Annotated in this window: 20 protein-coding genes; 8 read left to right on the plus strand and 12 right to left on the minus strand. The window is 39.1% G+C overall.

Annotation, left to right across the window (positions count from 1 at the left end; genetic code table 11):
• Window positions 1–770 precede the first annotated feature (770 nt).
• The 3 genes from BMX40_RS16885 (at window position 771) to pabB (ending at window position 3,624) form a co-directional block, all read left to right on the plus strand.
• A complete protein-coding gene (locus BMX40_RS16885) occupies window positions 771–1,136 on the plus strand; it encodes a YgzB family protein (protein WP_090872138.1) in 366 nt (121 codons plus the stop codon).
• Between the two features lie 182 nt (window positions 1,137–1,318).
• Window positions 1,319–1,897 (plus strand): anthranilate synthase component II, encoded by a 579-nt coding sequence (locus BMX40_RS16890; protein WP_090872141.1) that lies wholly within the window; start codon window positions 1,319–1,321, stop codon window positions 1,895–1,897.
• Window positions 1,894–3,624 (plus strand): aminodeoxychorismate synthase component I, encoded by a 1,731-nt coding sequence (gene pabB / locus BMX40_RS16895; protein WP_342028693.1) that lies wholly within the window; start codon window positions 1,894–1,896, stop codon window positions 3,622–3,624. Before BMX40_RS16890 ends, pabB begins: the two co-directional genes overlap by 4 nt.
• A 68-nt stretch (window positions 3,625–3,692) precedes the next feature.
• Here pabB and perR read toward each other — a convergent pair whose 3' ends face one another.
• From perR to BMX40_RS16925, 6 genes are all read right to left on the minus strand, one after another.
• Entirely contained in the window at window positions 3,693–4,142 is a 450-nt protein-coding gene (gene perR, locus BMX40_RS16900) for a peroxide-responsive transcriptional repressor PerR (protein ID WP_090872143.1), read from the minus strand.
• A gap of 246 nt (window positions 4,143–4,388) precedes the next feature.
• On the minus strand, window positions 4,389–4,943 hold the full coding sequence (locus BMX40_RS16905) for a cob(I)yrinic acid a,c-diamide adenosyltransferase (RefSeq protein ID WP_090872145.1): 555 nt from the start codon (window positions 4,941–4,943) through the stop codon (window positions 4,389–4,391).
• A gap of 2 nt (window positions 4,944–4,945) precedes the next feature.
• Window positions 4,946–5,899: a D-2-hydroxyacid dehydrogenase gene (locus tag BMX40_RS16910; protein ID WP_244513647.1), complete on the minus strand. Its 954-nt coding sequence runs from the start codon at window positions 5,897–5,899 to the stop codon at window positions 4,946–4,948.
• A 90-nt stretch (window positions 5,900–5,989) separates the two neighbouring features.
• Window positions 5,990–6,655 (minus strand): sugar transferase, encoded by a 666-nt coding sequence (locus BMX40_RS16915; protein WP_090872149.1) that lies wholly within the window; start codon window positions 6,653–6,655, stop codon window positions 5,990–5,992.
• Between the two features lie 203 nt (window positions 6,656–6,858).
• Window positions 6,859–7,329 carry a thioredoxin-dependent thiol peroxidase gene (bcp, locus tag BMX40_RS16920; RefSeq protein WP_090872151.1) on the minus strand — a complete coding sequence of 157 codons (471 nt, stop codon included), beginning with the start codon at window positions 7,327–7,329 and terminating at the stop codon, window positions 6,859–6,861.
• A gap of 58 nt (window positions 7,330–7,387) precedes the next feature.
• A complete protein-coding gene (locus BMX40_RS16925; RefSeq protein WP_090872153.1) occupies window positions 7,388–7,825 on the minus strand; it encodes a potassium channel family protein in 438 nt (145 codons plus the stop codon).
• 120 nt (window positions 7,826–7,945) lie between these two features.
• On the opposite strand from BMX40_RS16925, the gene BMX40_RS16930 reads away from it, so the two are divergent.
• Entirely contained in the window at window positions 7,946–9,244 is a 1,299-nt protein-coding gene (locus BMX40_RS16930) for a glutamate-1-semialdehyde 2,1-aminomutase (RefSeq protein ID WP_090872155.1), read from the plus strand.
• A gap of 762 nt (window positions 9,245–10,006) precedes the next feature.
• Here the strand turns inward: BMX40_RS16930 and BMX40_RS16935 are convergent.
• The 4 genes from BMX40_RS16935 to mutY form a co-directional block, all read right to left on the minus strand.
• Window positions 10,007–11,761: an ABC transporter ATP-binding protein gene (locus BMX40_RS16935; RefSeq protein WP_090872157.1), complete on the minus strand. Its 1,755-nt coding sequence runs from the start codon at window positions 11,759–11,761 to the stop codon at window positions 10,007–10,009.
• Between the two features lie 261 nt (window positions 11,762–12,022).
• Window positions 12,023–12,553 (minus strand): nucleoside tri-diphosphate phosphatase, encoded by a 531-nt coding sequence (gene ntdP, locus BMX40_RS16940; protein WP_090872159.1) that lies wholly within the window; start codon window positions 12,551–12,553, stop codon window positions 12,023–12,025.
• Window positions 12,554–12,751: 198 nt separating this feature from the next.
• Window positions 12,752–12,949, minus strand: a complete 198-nt coding sequence (locus tag BMX40_RS16945) for a gamma-type small acid-soluble spore protein (RefSeq protein ID WP_090872161.1) — start codon at window positions 12,947–12,949, stop codon at window positions 12,752–12,754.
• A gap of 114 nt (window positions 12,950–13,063) precedes the next feature.
• Window positions 13,064–14,131, minus strand: coding sequence for an A/G-specific adenine glycosylase (gene mutY / locus BMX40_RS16950; protein WP_090872163.1), 1,068 nt, complete (start codon window positions 14,129–14,131; stop codon window positions 13,064–13,066).
• A gap of 115 nt (window positions 14,132–14,246) precedes the next feature.
• On the opposite strand from mutY, the gene BMX40_RS16955 reads away from it, so the two are divergent.
• Window positions 14,247–15,233 carry a metal-dependent hydrolase gene (locus tag BMX40_RS16955; RefSeq protein ID WP_090872165.1) on the plus strand — a complete coding sequence of 329 codons (987 nt, stop codon included), beginning with the start codon at window positions 14,247–14,249 and terminating at the stop codon, window positions 15,231–15,233.
• Between the two features lie 30 nt (window positions 15,234–15,263).
• Here BMX40_RS16955 and BMX40_RS16960 read toward each other — a convergent pair whose 3' ends face one another.
• A complete protein-coding gene (locus BMX40_RS16960) occupies window positions 15,264–15,602 on the minus strand; it encodes a YfhH family protein (RefSeq protein ID WP_090872167.1) in 339 nt (112 codons plus the stop codon).
• Between the two features lie 147 nt (window positions 15,603–15,749).
• On the opposite strand from BMX40_RS16960, the gene BMX40_RS16965 reads away from it, so the two are divergent.
• Window positions 15,750–16,409 carry an SDR family NAD(P)-dependent oxidoreductase gene (locus BMX40_RS16965; RefSeq protein WP_090872170.1) on the plus strand — a complete coding sequence of 220 codons (660 nt, stop codon included), beginning with the start codon at window positions 15,750–15,752 and terminating at the stop codon, window positions 16,407–16,409.
• 72 nt (window positions 16,410–16,481) lie between these two features.
• Here the strand turns inward: BMX40_RS16965 and recX are convergent, their stop codons facing one another.
• Entirely contained in the window at window positions 16,482–17,303 is an 822-nt protein-coding gene (gene recX, locus BMX40_RS16970; protein WP_090872172.1) for a recombination regulator RecX, read from the minus strand.
• Window positions 17,304–17,436: 133 nt separating this feature from the next.
• Here recX and BMX40_RS16975 point away from each other — a divergent pair, with 133 nt between their 5' ends.
• Together BMX40_RS16975 and BMX40_RS16980 are read left to right on the plus strand one after the other, a co-directional pair.
• Window positions 17,437–18,333, plus strand: a complete 897-nt coding sequence (locus tag BMX40_RS16975) for a TIGR01777 family oxidoreductase (protein WP_090872174.1) — start codon at window positions 17,437–17,439, stop codon at window positions 18,331–18,333.
• 240 nt (window positions 18,334–18,573) lie between these two features.
• Window positions 18,574–19,125: a GNAT family N-acetyltransferase gene (locus BMX40_RS16980; protein ID WP_090872176.1), complete on the plus strand. Its 552-nt coding sequence runs from the start codon at window positions 18,574–18,576 to the stop codon at window positions 19,123–19,125.
• Window positions 19,126–19,454: the final 329 nt, after the last annotated feature.

Raw genomic sequence — 19,454 nt, forward strand, 5'->3', positions numbered from 1 at the left:
ATAATTCTTAGCTACTAGAAACACTAGCTTCTAGATTTAAATAAGTTAGAAAAACGAGGTTGTTTTTCATCTTAACATACTAGTTGTTTTGTTCAGTTTTCAAAGAGCAAATTGTTTCGTTGCTTTTGTTAGCAACTTTTATATCTTACCACATCTACATTTCCAAGTCAACAACTTTTTTCAAAAAGTTAATTGCTGTCGTTTAGTAGATTAGATCGCCTTTTAAATCAGCGACTCAATTAATATATCATGTAACCAAGTTGATGTCAACAAGGAATTTGATATATTTTTTTGTGATATGTCGTTAAATGCCAATGTCATTTGCGACGTTTCTTACTTTACCATGGTTATATGACAGAAGTCAACACTTAATTAAATTTAAATAATTACCTTTCGATAGGAGTCACTTTAGACCATTATCTACTATATCATCTTAAAACCACTCTTCATTTAGTGGGGCTTTCTCTCCCGCTCTGATTGTTAGATGAACGAATCGGACATTTACGTTCCATTGATCCCCTACTTAACCTCCTTGGTTTTTCCTCATAAGTTTAAAGTAGAGCTTGAAACGCACAGGGAATAATGCCGACAATGCGACAGGACGTCCCGTTTATGTTGGCCCGCCAGGTATATGCAGAAACAAGCCAACATTTATATTCCCTTCTTATTCCACACAATACGTATCTTTCCTGCTGCTTCCTTTTATCATTCTAATGATTCTCCAAAATGTGCTATACTATGGTTGAATGATTGAAGGAGGAAATATAAGTATGGCTCAACTTGTCTATTCAAGCAAAATAAATAAAATCCGATCCTTTGCTTTAATTATGGTCTTTGTTGGTTTTGCGTTTATGTATGGCGGCATTCTAACCAAGAAGATTGAATGGCTTATGGCGTTATTCTTTATAATTGGAGTATTGTTCATTGTATTTAGTTGTGTCGTTTATTTCTGGATTGGCTTATTCTCGGTTCGCGCTGTGTCGATTATTTGTCCAAGCTGTGATAAACCAACAAAAATGCTAGGTCGTGTTGATGCGTGCATGCACTGTGATCAGCCATTAACATTAGATAAAGATCTTGAAGGAAAAGAGTTTGACGAAAAGTACAACAAGCGAAAATATCAAAAGAAAAACTAAAAACTTCGGATACAAAGTCCCTTTACCACTTCCGAATATAGAATAGGAACTTTTTCATTTTTCCTTTCTACCGAGTGTAACAACTATCCACCAAAATTGGTGGATTTTTTTATACCTTGAAAATATAATGAAGGAGGCTTTATCTGTATTTAAATTTGAATAGCTAGCAAAGGATGATTGATATGATATTAGTTATCGATAACTTCGATTCATTTACATATAATTTGGTTCAATATATTCGACAATTGGACAAGGAAGTACATGTCGTACGAAACAACGCAATTACAATAGAAGATATTGAAGAATTAAATCCAACTCATATTCTCCTGTCACCTGGACCAGGAAATCCTGATGATGCAGGGATTTGCCTCGATGTAGTTGATTACTTCTATCATAAGATTCCTATCCTTGGTGTTTGTTTAGGGCATCAGATCATTGCCCAAGCTTTTGGGGCAAAAATAATTCATGCTTCCCAGCCAATGCATGGAAAAGTTTCTACGATTCAACATGACCAAGCTGGAATCTTTCAAAATCTGAGCACCCCACTCAACGTAACTAGATATCATTCATTACTAGTAGAAAAAGCATCATTGCCTAGCTGTTTCGAGATTAGTGCCGAAACCAATGAAGGAGAAATTATGGCTTTGCGTCATAAGGAGTATTCTATAGAAGGAATTCAAGCACACCCGGAGGCAATTTTAACGGAGGAAGGCTTACAACTATTAGATAACTTTTTTCAACATAGGGGGAATACAAGGTGAATCCAACATTATACTTTGATTTCATGAATAAAAACGGAAAAAAAGAATCCCTTCTCTTTCAAGATCCAACTGATATTATTATAGCTACCTCCGTGGAAGAGGTCATTCCCTCACTAGAAAAAGTTCAGGAGGCGGTGGATAACGGAAAATATGCTGCTGGATATATGTCCTACGAGGCTGCCCCTGCTTTTGAACAGGCTTTCCAAGTGAACAAAGATGCGAAAATACCGCTTTTATGGTTTGCCATCTTTGATCACCCAACCGAAACGAACGCTCCGAATACAAGTACTTATTACACGTCCAACTGGACTACCCAAACGGATCGCTCGGAATATAATCAGTCCATTGATCAAATTAAAGAACATATCCGACAAGGTGATACATATCAAGTGAATTATACGACTCGGTTATCTTCCACTTTTCGCGGGGATCCCTTTGGTTATTACAAACAATTAGCCGATTCCCAATCGGCAAATTATAGTGCGTTTCTTAATACAGGCGATTATTCGATTGTATCTGCCTCACCTGAATTATTCTTTCATGTTGACCATGATAAAATAACGACAAAGCCAATGAAAGGAACAGTTGGGCGTGGGAAAACGGCAGAAGAAGATGATCAGAATGCCCAATGGTTATACGAGTCAGAAAAGAATCGTGCGGAAAATGTGATGATTGTGGACTTATTACGCAATGATTTAGGGCGGATTGCCAAACCTGGGACGGTACGTGTACCTGAGCTTTTTACTATTGAGAAATATCCAACTATCCTTCAGATGACATCAACGGTAACGGCGGAAGTCGAACAAGGGACCAAAATCCATGATATTTTCCAAGCGCTTTTTCCTTGTGGATCCATAACCGGTGCTCCAAAGGTAAGTACAATGAATATCATTAATCAACTAGAAACGAGTCCTCGAGAAATCTATTGTGGAACGATTGGGTACATCACACCTAATAAGGAAGCCATTTTTAATGTGCCAATTCGAACGGTGTTAATCGATAACCAAACTGGCGATGCCCAATATGGTGTTGGTGGTGGGATTACATGGGATTCTACTAATGAAGAGGAATATGAGGAAATGCGAACAAAGGCGAAAATATTATCCGAGAAGAACGAAGATTTTCAATTACTAGAGACCCTCGGATTAAACAACGGAAATTACATTGTATTGGATCAGCACCTAAATCGCCTGCAGAAATCAGCAGTATATTTTCATTTTCCAGTGGATATCGTAAAAGTTAGGAAAATGCTACTTGATCTAGCAAAAAAGTACCCACGGGATTTTTGGAGAGTACGGTTACTTGTATCAAATAATGGGAAAGTAGAGACGGAAATTAAGGAATACGCCGGATCTCCGGATTCCGTTAATGTCTGCTTAAGTAAAACGCCGATAGAAAATAAGGATATTTATCTATACCATAAAACAACGAATCGGAAAATGTATACGGATCGATTGAAAGAAGCTCCTGATATGTTTGATGTACTCTTATGGAATGAAGATGAGGAAGTAACGGAATTTACGATGGGGAATCTTGTTGTAGAACTGGGGAATAACCTATACACGCCTCCAGTTGCTTGCGGGCTGTTAGCTGGCACCTATCGCGAACAGCTCTTACAGGATGGAGTAATTACCGAACGAAGAATTAACGTGCATGAGTTAATGGAATGTTCTAGGATTTGGCTCATCAATAGTGTCCGTGAGTGGGTGTCTGTTCGACTCCATTAAAATTCCATCTCCATACGGTAGCATTTAAAAAGCCAAGTGCGTCCATTCGCATTTGGCTTTCACTCATTTTAGTGTTTTTGTGTTTTGACTTTTTGGCAGTCTTCGCACTTGCCGTACACTTCCATTCGATGATGACTAACTTCAAAACCTGTTACTTGTTCAGCTAATGATTCCACTTCATCCAATGATGGATAATGGAAATCAACGATCTTGCCACACGAATCACAAATAACATGATAGTGATCTGTCGTATTGCAATCAAATCGGCTAGATGAATCACCATATGTTAACTCTCGAACCAATCCAATTTCACGTAATACACGTAAGTTATTATAAACGGTGGCTACACTCATATTTGGAAATTTTCCTTCTAGTGCTTTGTAGATCTCATCAGCTGTTGGATGTACCATCGAGTTAAGTAGATAATCAAGCACCGCATGACGTTGTGGTGTTATCCGGACACCCGATTTTTTCAACCGATCAACTGCTTTTTGTAACCTCTCCTCAGACACCGCCATGCACCTCGCTTTCAATAGGAGTTCTATGAATAATAATATTATTAGATTATAATCTTTATAAATAGTGTACGCCTTTGCATAGCATCCTGTCAATATAAGTATATTGAACTACAGTAATTATTATAACTAACGAGGGCATTTTTTTAGAAAAAACTTGTCTTTACTGGAATTAATGGCTTAATAATTATAATAAAAAAAAGCAAGCAGGATTAGTGTTCTCTGCTTGCTTCTATCTTACAAATTGGCTTACAAATCGGCATGTAATGGAATTTCTTTACCACCTAATTGTTTATTCACATAGCGTGCTGCGACAAATAGAAAATCAGACAACCGATTCAAATAGGAAACAACTAATGGATTGACTTCTTCCCCTACTCCAATCGCTGTTCTTTCCGCACGACGAGCAATTGTTCTTGCCGTATGTAAGGCACTTGAAGCACTATTTCCTGATGGGAGGATAAAGTTTTTTAACGTATCCAACTCTTGATCCCATGCATCAATTTGTTTTTCTAATTCATCGATATGTTCTTGCTTCAGCTTCCACATTACTTCCTTGTCACTCGGTGTAGCAAGCTCTGCCCCAACATGAAAAAGAATCGTTTGCACGCGATGCATCGTCTCTAAAAAGGCATCCTTCTCCGGCCAATCCTTTTCATCTAAAAAACTAAGCGCTAAACCGATCATGGAATTTGCTTCATCACATGTACCATAAGCTTCGACTCGAACATCATTCTTGGCCACGCGTTTTCCATAAATTAAAGACGTTTTTCCTTTGTCACCCGAACGTGTGTAAATTCGCATCGTTAGTACCCCCTTGAAACATCGATTTTATTAATATATCCTTCTTCCTTATCTGCTAAGTAGGTATCTAAGTTGTTTGTGAAAATATCTAATGCGCGGGTCTGATAATGCGGTGAGATTCCAGATAAATGTGGAGTCACCGTAACCTTTTCCTCATTCCATAAGGCATGATCTTCTGGAAGTGGTTCTTCTTCAAATACATCCAAGACAGCATGGGCAATTTGATCTTCTCTAACTGCTTGAAGGATTACCTCACTTTTCACAAGATCTCCACGACCCATATTTAAAAACACGGCGTCATTTTTCATCTGCTTGAAATGCGCTTCGGTTAATAAGTATTGTGTCTCTTCTGTACTTGGTAGAACCGCAACTATAAAATCAGCTTTGGAAAGAACCTTCTCTAACTCTGCTGTTTTATAGGTTTCATCGAAATATTCCACTGGTCTACCGCTTCGTGATACACCATAGGTTGTCATATGAAACGCTTTTGCTAGTCGTGCTGTTTCCTGTCCAATCGCACCAGTTCCGAGAACAACCATCGTCTTCCCAGTAATTTCTAACATGCGAACAGAACGATCCCACTTGCTTATTTTTTGATTCTCATATAATTGTGGGGCTTGGCGATATACTTGCATGAACATCGAGATCGCATATTCGGCCATTGGAATTTTGCTAATTCCCCTTGAATTGGTAACGAGTATACCGCGTTTGGCAATTGCTTCGAATGGCATTTGATCCATCCCAGCAGATATCACCATGATCCATTGAAGCTTTGCTGCTTGTTCGATCAATGACTCGTTTAAATCTTCCCCATATGTAACGAGAATTGTAGCCTCAGACAATTTATCCTGTGCTTCAGACATATTTTCACAAAATAGAAATGTTTGATTTGGGTATTTTTCTTTTAGAGCATCTTGGTGCTTTTTCGAAATCGCTGCGGAAAAAAGAATAACCAAAAACATATCCCCCTTCATTTGTTCTTGAAGTCTATTTCTATACTAAACGTTTTCCACAAAATTGTGAATAAATGAAGAGGAAAGATTCGGTTATTTTTTTGTAAATATGTCCTTGATAAAACGATAAAGGATCTTTGCATCCAATTTATAGGAATAGTTATGAATATAATACAAGTCGTACTTTATTTTCTGACCATGGTTGTTATTCGATGCACCCTTCATCTGTGCATACCCCGTAATTCCTGGTCGTACTTTTAGTCGACTTGATTGGTAACGATTATAGTAATCGGCTATTTCAGGAATTTCTGGGCTTGGGCCAACGAAACTCATGTCACCTTTTAAGACGTTTATTAATTGCGGAATTTTATCGAAATGATAGTTTCGTAGCCATGTTCCAGTTAATGTATATACTTTGTTCTTGTCTCTACTAAATTTGAAATAGTTTGGAACTCCCTTTTCCCATGAACTCGGAAAAGGATGCGGTGGAAGGGATCGAATTACCTTGGACGTATTCATCATCGTTCGGAATGAATACTTGATAAAGGTTCGTCCGTTCTTACCAACACATAGCTCCCGAAAAAGAATCGGCTTCCCTTCTTTTTTATAGAGTCGGTAGCCAATTGCCACCATTAATGGAGATAACAAGATTAATAGGAGCAAACTAACAGCAATATCCAACGTGCGCTTGACCATAAAGAATAGATTAATCTGCACAAAATAGGTTGATTTCGTTCGGACAGATTCATATAAGCCCACTTTTACCCACCTCTTTACAAGTTGTACTTTCCATTTAGTACATCCTATTCCTTAAGATGTGTTTATATCACTATGTAATAGAAAAGTAATATATGGTAATTCATGGAGAATGCTATTTAATTGAGGTTCGGGGGAAATTAGAAAGTAAAAAGGTTCCGCGCGCGAATTAAATCCGCAACACGGAACCGGTCATTTTCAATAGATTAAGCTAAGTTTTCTCGAATAAACGTTAACGCCTCTTCCACATGTCCGTTCACTTTTACTTTACGGTATTCTTTTTGCAGAACTCCTTCTTTATCAAGAATAAAGGTAGAGCGTTCAATACCATAGTATTCTTTGCCAAAGTTCTTTTTCAATTTCCATACGCCATATTCTTCTGCTACTTTATGATCTTCATCCGCTAGTAGCTCAAACGGTAGCTCGTGCTTGTCGATAAACTTTTGATGACGTTCGACAGGATCTGGACTGACGCCAAGAATTACAGCATCTAGTTCTCCGAAGCTTTCATGATTATCACGGAAATCACATGCTTCTGTCGTACACCCTGGAGTCATATCTTTTGGGTAAAAGTATAATACGACATGTTTGCCTTTATAATCAGATAAATGAACTGTTTCACCGGATTGATTTTGTAAAGTAAAGTTTGGTGCTTGTTTTCCAACTTCAATTGTCATGTATAAACCCTCCAAACAATGATTCTAGTTCTACTATAACATTTGCTAGAAACAGATGCTATTCATCGAGTTTATCCCGTGTATTCTGTACCAAACGTAATACAAATGCAGTTGGTAAGATGTATCCAATTAGGGCTTCAATTAATGCAATCAGCCGCCCAATCCCGATCGGTGTGATATCACCATATCCAATCGTCAACATTGTCACTCCACTAAAATACATGGAATGAATGATCGTCCCTAACAAATTTACATCTCGTAGCTCCCCATTTTCTACTAATAAAATATCCTCAAACGAAAGAATCAGATAGATTAATCCAAAACCAATTATAATGATGGCATAGGTGACGAGTAACGTATAAAAAATTTCTAATGAGAAACTACTTTGGCGCATTTCCGATCCCAAGCTATATTTTCTTCCATTAATAAATGTCGATAGACTCTTGATCACGATATAGCAAATCGCTGCAACGAATATCCATGAAAGCAAACTCATATGATCTCCTTCTGCTTTGTCTTATACTTCTATACGTATGCGCATTTCTTGAAAGCTTGTCATTTATTTTTGAAACGGGTTAAACTAGAGAGGAAGTTATAATTAGGAGGATTACAGTTAATGGACTTTTCAAAATCTGAAGCATTACATAAAGAAGCACAAGAACATATCGTCGGTGGTGTCAATTCCCCATCACGAGCATATAAAGGGGTCGGCGGTGGAACTCCCGTCTACATGGAGCGTGCCAAAGGAGCATACTTCTGGGATGTGGACGGCAATAAATATATTGATTATTTAGCTGCTTATGGACCAATCATTACAGGACATGCTCACCCACATATCGCAAAAGCCATTACCCACGCAGCGAATAATGGCGTCTTATACGGAACACCGACCGAGTTAGAAAATACATTTGCCAAAATGTTAAAAGAAGCAATCCCTTCTCTTGAAAAGGTACGCTTCACTAACTCTGGAACAGAAGCTGTAATGACAACAATTCGAGTTGCCCGTGCCTATACAGGTCGCACAAAAGTCATCAAATTCGCCGGAAGCTATCATGGCCATTTTGATGCAGTACTTGTCGAAGCTGGTTCTGGCCCATCTACATTAGGGACACCAGATTCTGCTGGAATTCCAGAATCGGTAGCACAAGATGTTATCACGGTACCGTTTAATGATTTGGATGCCTATAAACACGCCCTAGATACGTGGGGAGATCAAATTGCAGCCGTTTTAGTCGAACCAATTGTCGGTAACTTTGGTGTTGTCGAACCACATGACGGATTTTTACAAGCCGTCAATGATTTAACCCATGAAGCAGGTGCCTTGGTCATCTATGATGAAGTGATCACCGCATTCCGCTTTACTTATGGAAGTGCCCAGCAAGTATACGGCATCGAACCAGACATGACGGCAATGGGTAAAATTATCGGTGGTGGACTCCCAATCGGAGCATACGGTGGCAGAAAAGACATAATGGAACAAGTCGCTCCACTTGGACCAGCTTACCAAGCCGGAACAATGGCCGGAAACCCTGCATCCATGGCATCTGGGATTGCCTGCTTAGAAGTCCTACAACAAGAAGGCGTCTATGAAAAAATGGATCAATTAGGAGCCCGTTTGGAAGAAGGCATTTTAGAAAAAGCTCGCGAACACGGAGTTAGCATTTCCATTAACCGTTTACGCGGCGCATTGACGGTATACTTCGGTGACGGAGAAAAGGTGACCAACTATGCTGGCGCAGAAGCAAGTGACGGCGAAGCATTCGGTCGATTCTTCAAGCTAATGTTGAATCAAGGAATCAACCTCGCCCCATCTAAATATGAGGCATGGTTCCTAACTACCGAGCATACCGAAGAAGATATCAATCAAACAATTGAAGCAGTTGCTCATGCGTTTGAGATTATGGCTAGAGATTAATACGAATGCACTCGCTATAGTGGCGAGTGCATTTTTTGTGGGGATGGAGTTTCTTTGGGTGGGGGTGGTTATTCGTTGGGGTGGAGGGGTTATTACTTAGTTTAGAGCCGGTTATTTGCTAGTTTGGATCACTTATACATCGGTTTGGAGCGCTTATCCTCTTTTTTAGAGCATTCACTCCTACCTCACGACACATAAATAGAAGTTGGGATAAAACTAAAAAGATCTATTCTAAAGACGAACAATTAGGATATAGATGTCTAAATTGTTCCGCTTTTATTGATTGACTCTAATTACTTAATAAAGTACTGAAATACCGCTTCGGCAGAATACTTCGCTTTCCGCGGGCCCGGCCTCAGCCAGGGTACTACTTGAATATGCTTCATTGTTCCCTTGCGCCGAGGAATTGGCTTCGAAGAATTGCTAGTAGACGTAGGAGCATCGTGCGGGGGTCTTCGGACACGTGCTGTTCCCGCTGGAGTCTTCATATTCTGCCTACGCTGATATTGGATCAGGTTAAATTAAAGTATTACGCTAAGAACTAGCGGAGGAAATACATGGAGACTCCTGCGGGAGGAAAGGCATCGGTGAGACCCCACAGTGCGTCAGCACGAGGAGGCTCACCAGCCGCCCGCGGAAAGCGAAATGTATTTCTGTAGCGGTTTATATGCAACCAACAATGTCATTTCATTTCGCTGCTAGGTTCATAATAACTGCGTTTACATACCTTAAGTAAAATAATTTTGTCTCAGCCTCTTCATTTTAATCTAAATGTTGAACTTGGTATAAATCATAATAACTGCCTTGCTTGTTAATTAATTCATCATGTGAACCTGCTTCTGTTATTTCTCCATTTTCAATAACGACAATGCGGTCTGCGTGTGTTATTGTCGCTAGTCGGTGGGCAACGATAAATGTTGTTCGGTCAGAAGCGAGTTTCTCTACCGCTTCCTGAATTGTATGTTCACTTTCCAGGTCCAATGCAGATGTTGCTTCGTCAAAAATAAGGATCGGTGGATTTTTCAGAAATACCCTCGCAATCGCGATGCGTTGCTTTTGTCCTCCTGAAAGTTTGACTCCTCGCTCACCGACTAACGTATCATAGCCTTCTGGAAGTTCCTCAATAAACCCATGTGCATTCGCTGCTTTTGCCGCTTCGATCACTTCTTCGTCGGTTGCATATGGATTTCCCATACGAATATTCATTGCGATCGATTCACTAAACAAGATATTATCCTGTAATACCATTCCAACGTTATCTCGTAGTGAACGGGCTTGAACGTCGCGAATGTCCATTCCATCGACTTTTATTGAACCGCTAGTTACATCATAGAAACGTGGAAGTAAGCTAATTAATGTCGATTTTCCTCCACCACTCATTCCGACAAATGCGATCGTCTCCCCGGCTTTTACGTCTAAGCTGACATTTTTCAGCACGTCGTCTTCCTCATCCTCATAACGGAAGGAAACATTTTCAATGCTAATTTGCCCATTTACTCGGTTGAGTTTTTTTGCATTTGGTTTATCGACAATGTCGTATTCTTCATTCATTAATTCAAAAACACGATCAATGGATGCAATGGATTGAACCAATACAGTGGATGAGTTGATTAATCGACGTAATGGACTATACACGCGTTCCATATATCCGACAAAAGCTACCATGGTTCCGAGTGTCAAACTTTCATTGATAACTTGGTACCCAGCAAACGCGATAACAAGCAATGGGGCCAAATCGGTAATTGTATTCGTTACGGCGAAAGTTTTTGCATTCCAGCTCGTATGATCTAATGCTTTTTTCAAGAAATTATCATTTCGCTCTCCGAATTGTCCTTGTTCATAATCTTCCTGGGCAAAGCTTCTCGTCACTGGGATCCCTTGCACACGTTCATGTAAATGCCCTTGAACTTCTGCTAAAGCTTGCGATCGCTCTCGCGTTAATTGACGTAACTTCCCATAGAAAAATTTGATCGAAAAGCCGAATAAAGGGAATAAAATAATAGCAACAATCGTTAACCAAACATCCATGGTCAACATAATGATGATAGCAATTGTGATCGTGATAAGATCTAGCCATACATTCATTAATCCAGTCATCACGAAATTTTTCGTTTGTTCGACATCATGTATTACCCGGGAAATAATTTCCCCGGTTTTTGTCTGAGAATAGAATTTTAGGCTCAGTTTTTGTAGATGATCGAAGAGGCGATCCCTTATGTCGTAAAGGATTTTATTCCCTACCCACTGGGCTAAATATTGTCGAATGTATTCAATAGGTGGTCGTAACACTAAGAATACGATAAAGGATCCACCCATTACCCAAAACAACTGAGTTAATTTTTCTTCACGCGTAAGTCCTTTGACATTGTCTGGATCGATAATATCATCGATGACATATTTCAAAATAAGGGGGATTAACAACGGGATAGCAAATTTAAATATTCCAATAATCACTGTCCAAACGATTTTCCATTTGTAGGGTGCTACAAATTTCATATACTGCTTTACACTGCTCATGATCTCAACTTCCTTATGTTAGAGTGTTTTACATTAGTTGTTTCCTAATTAAACCTTTCCATCAGTGGTGACATTACCGCCACCAGTTACATAAATTGAACCCTGCATTTGTTAAAGTAGCGGGTTAAAAGTAGAAAAGCCTTGTTACCTATTACGTAACAAGGACATATTCCTAATTTTGATACCATCCTTAGAGTAAAGTCTTATCTACCTCTACCATTTCATTCAATACCTACTTCTAAACATGTGCGACAAATCTCGTTACCATCGGTAGGTTAAAAAGCGTTCATACCATTGATCGATAAAACCTGGTGAAAAAGGGCCTTTCCGTTGCATTACCCAACGTTGCAAATACTCAATATTATTATATAAAATCCGGTCTAATACAACTGGGTAATTCATTTGTTTCTTGTGTAATTCATATTCATCTTCGTCTAAAATATCAAACGTCATATCGGGATATACCTTTAAATCAAGGTCGTAATCTATATACTTTAATGCCTCTTCATCATATACAAATGGGGAGCTAATGTTACAGTAATAGTAAATCCCATCGTTTCGAAGCATTCCTATAATATTAAACCAATGCTTGGAATGAAAGTAACATATGGCTGGTTCTCGTGTTGTCCATGTCCTTCCGTCACTCTCCCTTACCTCGGTTTTGTCATTTGCTCCGATTACAACTGTTTCTGTCCCTTTTAACACAATACTATTTTCCCAAACGCGATGGAGACTACCATTATGTTTATAGCTATGTATTTGTATTTTGGATCCTGACTTCGGAGCAGCCATGTCGTAATTCCTTTCTATACACAATCGCTCAGACATGTATCATTTTTAATATGTCCTCTATTATAAAGTGTAAATATTGAAATATAAAGTATTATGACCGCGAATTCATTTTGTGAATGTGCTTTTGACTCCAACCATAAAAAAGAGCTTCCAGAAGATTGGAAGCTCTTTTCGCATTAAAATTTGAGGGTAGGTAACTTATTTTTTGTTTTGCTGAGATTTTTGGTTTTGCTTTCTTACTTGTTGAGCATCTGTTTCAGAAGCAAATTCTGTACCAAACTGTCCTTGACCTGCTTGTTGGCCAGCTTGTGGTCCTTGTTGTGCTGCTTTTTGGTTCTGTTGTTTTACATGCTGAACGTTAGTACCTGAAGCAGTTTGTTTAGGATTTTTAGCCATCAATATCACCTCCGCAATAATTAATCTTTCCAGAAGACGATTTGTTATCCACTTCATTTTCAAATTAACTTGTACCATTATATGGTAACGTGGTGCAGAGGCTTACAGGTCGCTTTATAAGTAATTTTTAATTTTTTGATGGGAGACTGGGAATGGATACTTGTCCAGGTCTTCTTTATTAACAAAGGTCAATGTATTGTTTCCATCCGTCAGATGCTCTGTTTTTGCTTTATAAATATCTAAATTCCATTTCAAATGCGAGAAGGTATGCTTTACGTTTCCTTCCTTTGATCCGATGGTTATATTTATACCATATTGCGAACGAAACCAATTTTCCATATGGTCCTGGCCAACTTCTACTAATGGGATCATTGGGAATTGCCAAAGGCTTGCTAGTAACCCCTGCTCGGAACGTTGTTCAATCGCAACTTGACCTGCTTCATTCATAATCACCAAGGCTGCATATGGAACGATCTTTTGTTTCTTCGCTTTTGACTTAACTGGCAATTGTTCCTCGATTCCTGCGTCAAACGCCCTGCAATATTCGTTAACTGGACATAACATACAAGTAGGAGCTTTTGGCGTACAAATTGTTGCACCAAGATCCATGATCGCTTGGTTAAAAGAGGATGGGTCTTCTTTCGATATTAATTCACGTGTATAGTGTTCGAATTGTTTTTTCGTTCGTGCTTGAGCAATATCATCCTCTATTTTTAACACCCGCGAAAAAACACGCATTACGTTTCCATCTACAGCTGGCTCGGGTTGATCGAACGCAATCGATAAAATTGCACCTTTCGTATATGGACCAACACCTTTTAAGGACCCTAACTGTTCGGGAGTACTTGGAATTTCTCCGTCATATTGTTCCACGACTTCTCGAACTGCGTGCTGAAGGTTTCTCGCTCTAGAGTAATAACCAAGCCCTTCCCACGCTTTTAAAACCTCTTGTTCATCCGCTGCTGCCAGCTCATAAACAGTTGGAAACTTCTCTAAAAAATGATAAAAATATGGTATAACCGTATCGACTTTTGTTTGCTGTAACATGATCTCAGAAACCCAAACTCGATATGGATCTTGATTTTCACGCCATGGCAAATCTCGTTTATTTTGTTTGTACCAGGACACCAAATCATCTTGAAACCCTGAAATGTCAAAATCCTGTAATGTATCATTAAACATAAATTCACTTCCTTTGTGGTACAATAAATAGAGCTAAAATAACGATGATGCCTTTCATCGCCAGTTGTTTCATTTGATGCTTACCAAGATTTCGTCCAAGGAGGGCAATTCATTTATGGATACAGGAACCCATATTGCTATGGGTGCAGCATTAGCCGGATTATCTACATTGGATCCAGCAGTGCAAAACGATCCTACATTATTCAATGCTATTTTAGTTGGCACAATCGTAGGCTCACACGCCCCAGACTTTGATACTGTTTTAAAACTAAAAAACAATGCTACTTATATCCGACATCATCGTGGCATAACACATTCCATCCCTGCTGTTATTATATGGGGGGTTTTGATTGCAACAATCATTCATATGTTTACCCCGCAAATTAGCTTTTGGCATTTATGGGGCTGGACATTTGCCGCTGTTATTATACATGTTTTAGTCGACATCTTTAATGCATATGGCACACAAGCGTATCGGCCATTTACAAATAAATGGGTAGCACATGGATTTATTAATACGTTTGACCCGTATATTTTCACATTGCATCTAGCCGGAATTGGTGCATGGATATTAGGTGCACACCCGGGCTATACGTTTTTAGTCATTTATGCGGTAATATTATTATATTACATCAAGCGGTATATGGATAAGAAGGAAATTGTCAATAAGATTCATGATCACTTTCCAGATGTTGAAAAAATTGCCACATCGCCAACGTTAAAGCAAAATTATTGGCGAGTTGCCATTACAACACCTTCTAAGTTTTATGTTGGCGTTGTCGAAAATGGACACATCGATATTGTCGATGAGTTCCATAAAGTAGCCTTACCAGACTCCGATGTGATGGATATTGCTATTTCAGATAAAAATGTCTCCGCATTTCTTTCCTTTTCACCTGTTTACCGATGGGAAATTAATGAATTTGAAGATTATACAGAGGTTCGTTTCATTGACCTACGCTATCGTTCCAGAGGGTATTATCCGTTTGTTGCGGTCGTGCAAATTGACCCAGATAAAAACGTAGTTAGCTCTTACACTGGCTGGATCTTCTCGGAGCACAAATTACAAAATAAGTTATATGTTGGTGACAATCCCATTTAAAAACAGCAGGTACTCGCCTGCTGTTTTTTGCTATTTATCCTTCATTTTTGTACTTAATAAGGAAATTGGAATGGCTTCCTCTGTTTCGTGTGTTTCATTTAATAAGTTTACACGGTGTCCCCATGCAAACACCCCATTAATATAATTCACTTTAAATTTATATCCAGGGTCAGTATTCAGCCCGTATGTTTCTCCAGCCTTATAATCCTCTGGGTTTAATGTATATGCTAATGCAACCTGCATTTTTCGTTCATTAACTGCGACTTCACTAATATTCCCTAACTGTTCGGCCTTTTGCGCCTTTTCTTTCAGAATCCCGATTTCTTGTCGCAATTGTTCAATTGAATAATCACTATATCTGTAATTCATTTTGTCTGCTCCCTTCACCCTATCATTTTACATTTTACCAATAGTTTAGGACAATGAAAATGATGAAGCGCACATTAATTGTTGAAATGGTATCTTTTTGGGGATGAAGCTATCATTATCACGTTTCAAATTTAGGGGGTAGATTAGATGCCAACTGTTGCTATAACAGGTGCTGGAAGTGGGTTAGGTAGAGCATTAGCAAAACAATATGCCCACCACGGGTACAAGGTATATTTATTAGGAAGAATTGGTAAAAAGCTACATATGGTACAGCATGAAATTTTAGAGGATGGCGGAAACGCTGAGGTTGTACTTTGCGACGTTCAGGAATATGCTTCCGTCAGCATTGCTTTTCAGCAAATCGGAGAGCTAGATGTTTTCATCAACAATGCTGGGATAGGAATTTTTGGAGCTGTTGAGGATTATTCTTTAGAAGAAATCGAAAAGACATTGAATACCAATGTAAAGGGTACGATCCTGACTGTACGTTCTGCATTGCCTTTAATTCGTGAGAGTAAAGGAAGAATGTTAACCATCATTTCGACAGCTGGACTCCGCGGTAAAGTTAATGAGTCGATTTATTGTGCAAGTAAATATGCTGTACGAGGTTTTACCGAAAGCTTACAAAAGGAGTGGGAACATGAGAGCTTTTCCATTACGGCCGTCTATATGGGTGGTATGAACACCCCATTTTGGGACAAGACATCTCATATAAATAACCCAAATAAATTTAAAGGTCCCGAAGTAGTTGCCAAACAAATCTTTGAAGAAGATGATGGCAGGAAAGAGATCTTTATTGATAAATAAAAGCTTTGTTTTGAGCATAAGTCTATATTTAGAAAACGGATGAAGCAAACAATATACAAATAGATGGAAGGACTAATCCCTTCCATCTTCTACGTATTCTTCTACAAACCGTTTAATATTCTCCATTGAAAAGCCCTTTCGATAAAGCCCTTCCTTCACTTTACTCTTTAATTCAAAACTGCTATATTTTCGTTCATGTTTTCGAACTAGCTTTTCCCCTTGGTAAACCAGTGCATCCCATTCTGTATGATCATCTTTCGCTTCTTGGAAGGATTGCAGGACATCCTGAATAACATCCTGGGTAAACCCTTTTTGCATGAGGTTTGATTGAAGTTGCTGGGATTGTTTTTTGAAGGAATCTTTTTTGCTTGAACGAATTTTCTTTTCTACCCATTTCTCAGCTTTTTCAAATTGCTGTTCATAGGTATACATGCCTACTGCTTCCGTGGCAATTCCTGAAGCTACTCCTTTTTCAATCAACTCTCTCTTTACAAGTTGTGGCCCCTTATGGGATGTATTTAATCTCGTTTGGACAAATGCTTTGGCAAACTCTTTGTCGTTAAGATAACCCTCTTTGATTAACTTATCGATGATAGGATCAATATGCTCTTCATCTACCTCTTTTTTCACTAAATAATCATTCATTTCTTTTATTGTACGCATGCGATAGCTTAGAAAATTCACTGCGAGTGTATATGCCTTCTGAAGGGTATCTTTTCGTTTCAGTGTCTCCATTGTTGCTTCATCCAACTCGAGTCCTTTGCGAAGGTTATGCTCGATTAAAACCGCTTCATCTACACTAAAGCCGTATGTATCACGATCACCTTCTACCAAATAGATATTGTATCTGCTTTTACTTTTCTTCTGAGTCGTTATGCGGGATATTTTTTTCATCGAACATGTCCCCCTTTCCTACATTTTAACATGTTTTAAAGGAAAAACACTGTAAGATTCAATTCCGATAACATATACTAATAACAAAGGCAAAAATGCATGGAGTTCGATCTCGGATTTAGGAGGTATATTGATGAATTTTTTACTAACAGGTGGGACTGGTTTTGTTGGGAAACATCTTGTAGCTGCCTTACATCAAAAGGGGTATCATACATACATCCTCACAAGATCTCCAGCTAATTCTGCAAATTCAAATAACAGTACGTTTATCGGGTATGATCATCCTGTTGAAGAACTTCCAACTATCTACGGGGTCATTAACCTTGCTGGCGAATCCTTGTTTGGGTATTGGACCAAACAAAAGAAAGAAGCCATATTAAACAGTCGAATTGAAACAACAAAAAAAGTGATTCAAATGATCGAGAAACTAGAAGAGAAACCGGACGTATTCATTAACGGATCTGCGGTTGGTTATTATGGCATGTCTGAAGACCTGATTTTCACCGAGGAAACGGAGCAACCTGGTTCCGATTTTCTCGCACGTGTTGTCGTCGAGTGGGAAAGAACAGCAAAACAAGCAGAGGATTTTGGCATTCGTACCATCTATGCTCGATTCGGTGTGATCCTTGGAAAATCGGGTGCACTCCCACTGATGAGCTTACCCGTAAAATTATTTGTAGGTGGAAAAGTTGGGAGTGGCGAGCAATGGCTTTCTTGGATTCATATTGATGATGTGACCGAGCTACTAAACTTCTGTTTATTAAATGAAAATATCCGTGGCCCTGTTAATTTCACAGCACCGAATCCATTACGAAATAAAGACTTCACCAAAGTATTAGCGAAGGTCATGAATCGCCCATATTGGTTCCCTACTCCAGCCCCACTATTTCGCCTTGCAACTGGTCAAATGAGCCAGCTCGTTCTTAAAGGGCAATACGTATTACCACAAAAGGCAGAGACACATCAATACCAATTTATTTATCCTGAATTAGAAGCAGCATTGAAAAATATCCATCGAGGGAAATTGTAAAAATTTGTCGTTATTTTTATGTAAAAAACCGATTCCCTTTTTGAAAAAAAGATAGTATGATATGAATATCAAATTACATAGGGAAGGCAAATGGTGCGCCACCAGTTTTCTGGTTCTAGTGGGTTCGATTCCCACCCCGAATTTTTGTTGAAATTTAACTAAAAATTCGCGGGTGGGTCTCTTTCCAAGTGCTCCTAGTAGCTTCTATGGAACCCTCCTGCTTTAAGGAGGGCTTTTTTTATGCTAAAACCACGTGATTTACATGACGTACCCGTGTTATTTGAATTAATGTCTCACCCGGAAGTGTTCCCATATGTCCGACAAAAGGCGGCTACAAGCGATGAATTCTACTTCCTAACCAGACAAACGATCGAAGCAGAAGCAAACGGCGAACTAATTTCTCGAACGATCGTCGATGATCAGTATCACCCAATTGGAACCATTAATTTATTTGATATAAAAAACAACCAGGGATTTTTAGCAACATGGATCGGCCAGCCATACTTCGGTAAAGGCTATAATAAGCTAGCAAAAGAGCAATTTTTTGAAGAGATCTTTTATCAAACATCAATCGAAACGATCTTCATGAAAGTTAGAAAAACAAACACCCGCTCCTTAAAGGCTGTACTGAAAATCCCTTATGTTGCCTTAGGTAACTCTATTTATGCTGACGTCTATGAAGAAATTAATGCAAATGATGAAATTTATGACCTATTTGCTATCTCAAAAGAACACTACATGTCTTATCACCAGTTCTCCAATATTGCTGCATCAGAGGATGAAGTGGGTTAGGTTTTTGGGCGATTGTCTTGTGAACAGCTCTTTTAGGGGGGAGTGTTGATTCCTTGGGGCTGGGCGTTGATTTTTTGGTTTGAACGTTGATTCTCTGGGGATGGGCGTTGATTTATTGGTTTGAACGTTGATTCCCGGGGCTCGAACGTTGATTCCGGGGGCTCGAACGTTGATTTCTCGTTTTAAACGTCGATTCCGGGGGCTCGTGCGTTGATTTCTCGTTTTAAACGTCGATTCCCGGGGCTCGTGCGTTGATTTCCCATCCCGAACGTCGATTCCAGCGGCTCGAACGTTGATTTCTCGCTTTGAACGTCGATTCCGGGGGCTCG

Origin of the sequence: Oceanobacillus limi, assembly GCF_900111445.1 — a bacterium.
In the GTDB taxonomy this organism is placed as follows: Bacteria; Bacillota; Bacilli; order Bacillales; family Amphibacillaceae; genus Ornithinibacillus; species Ornithinibacillus limi.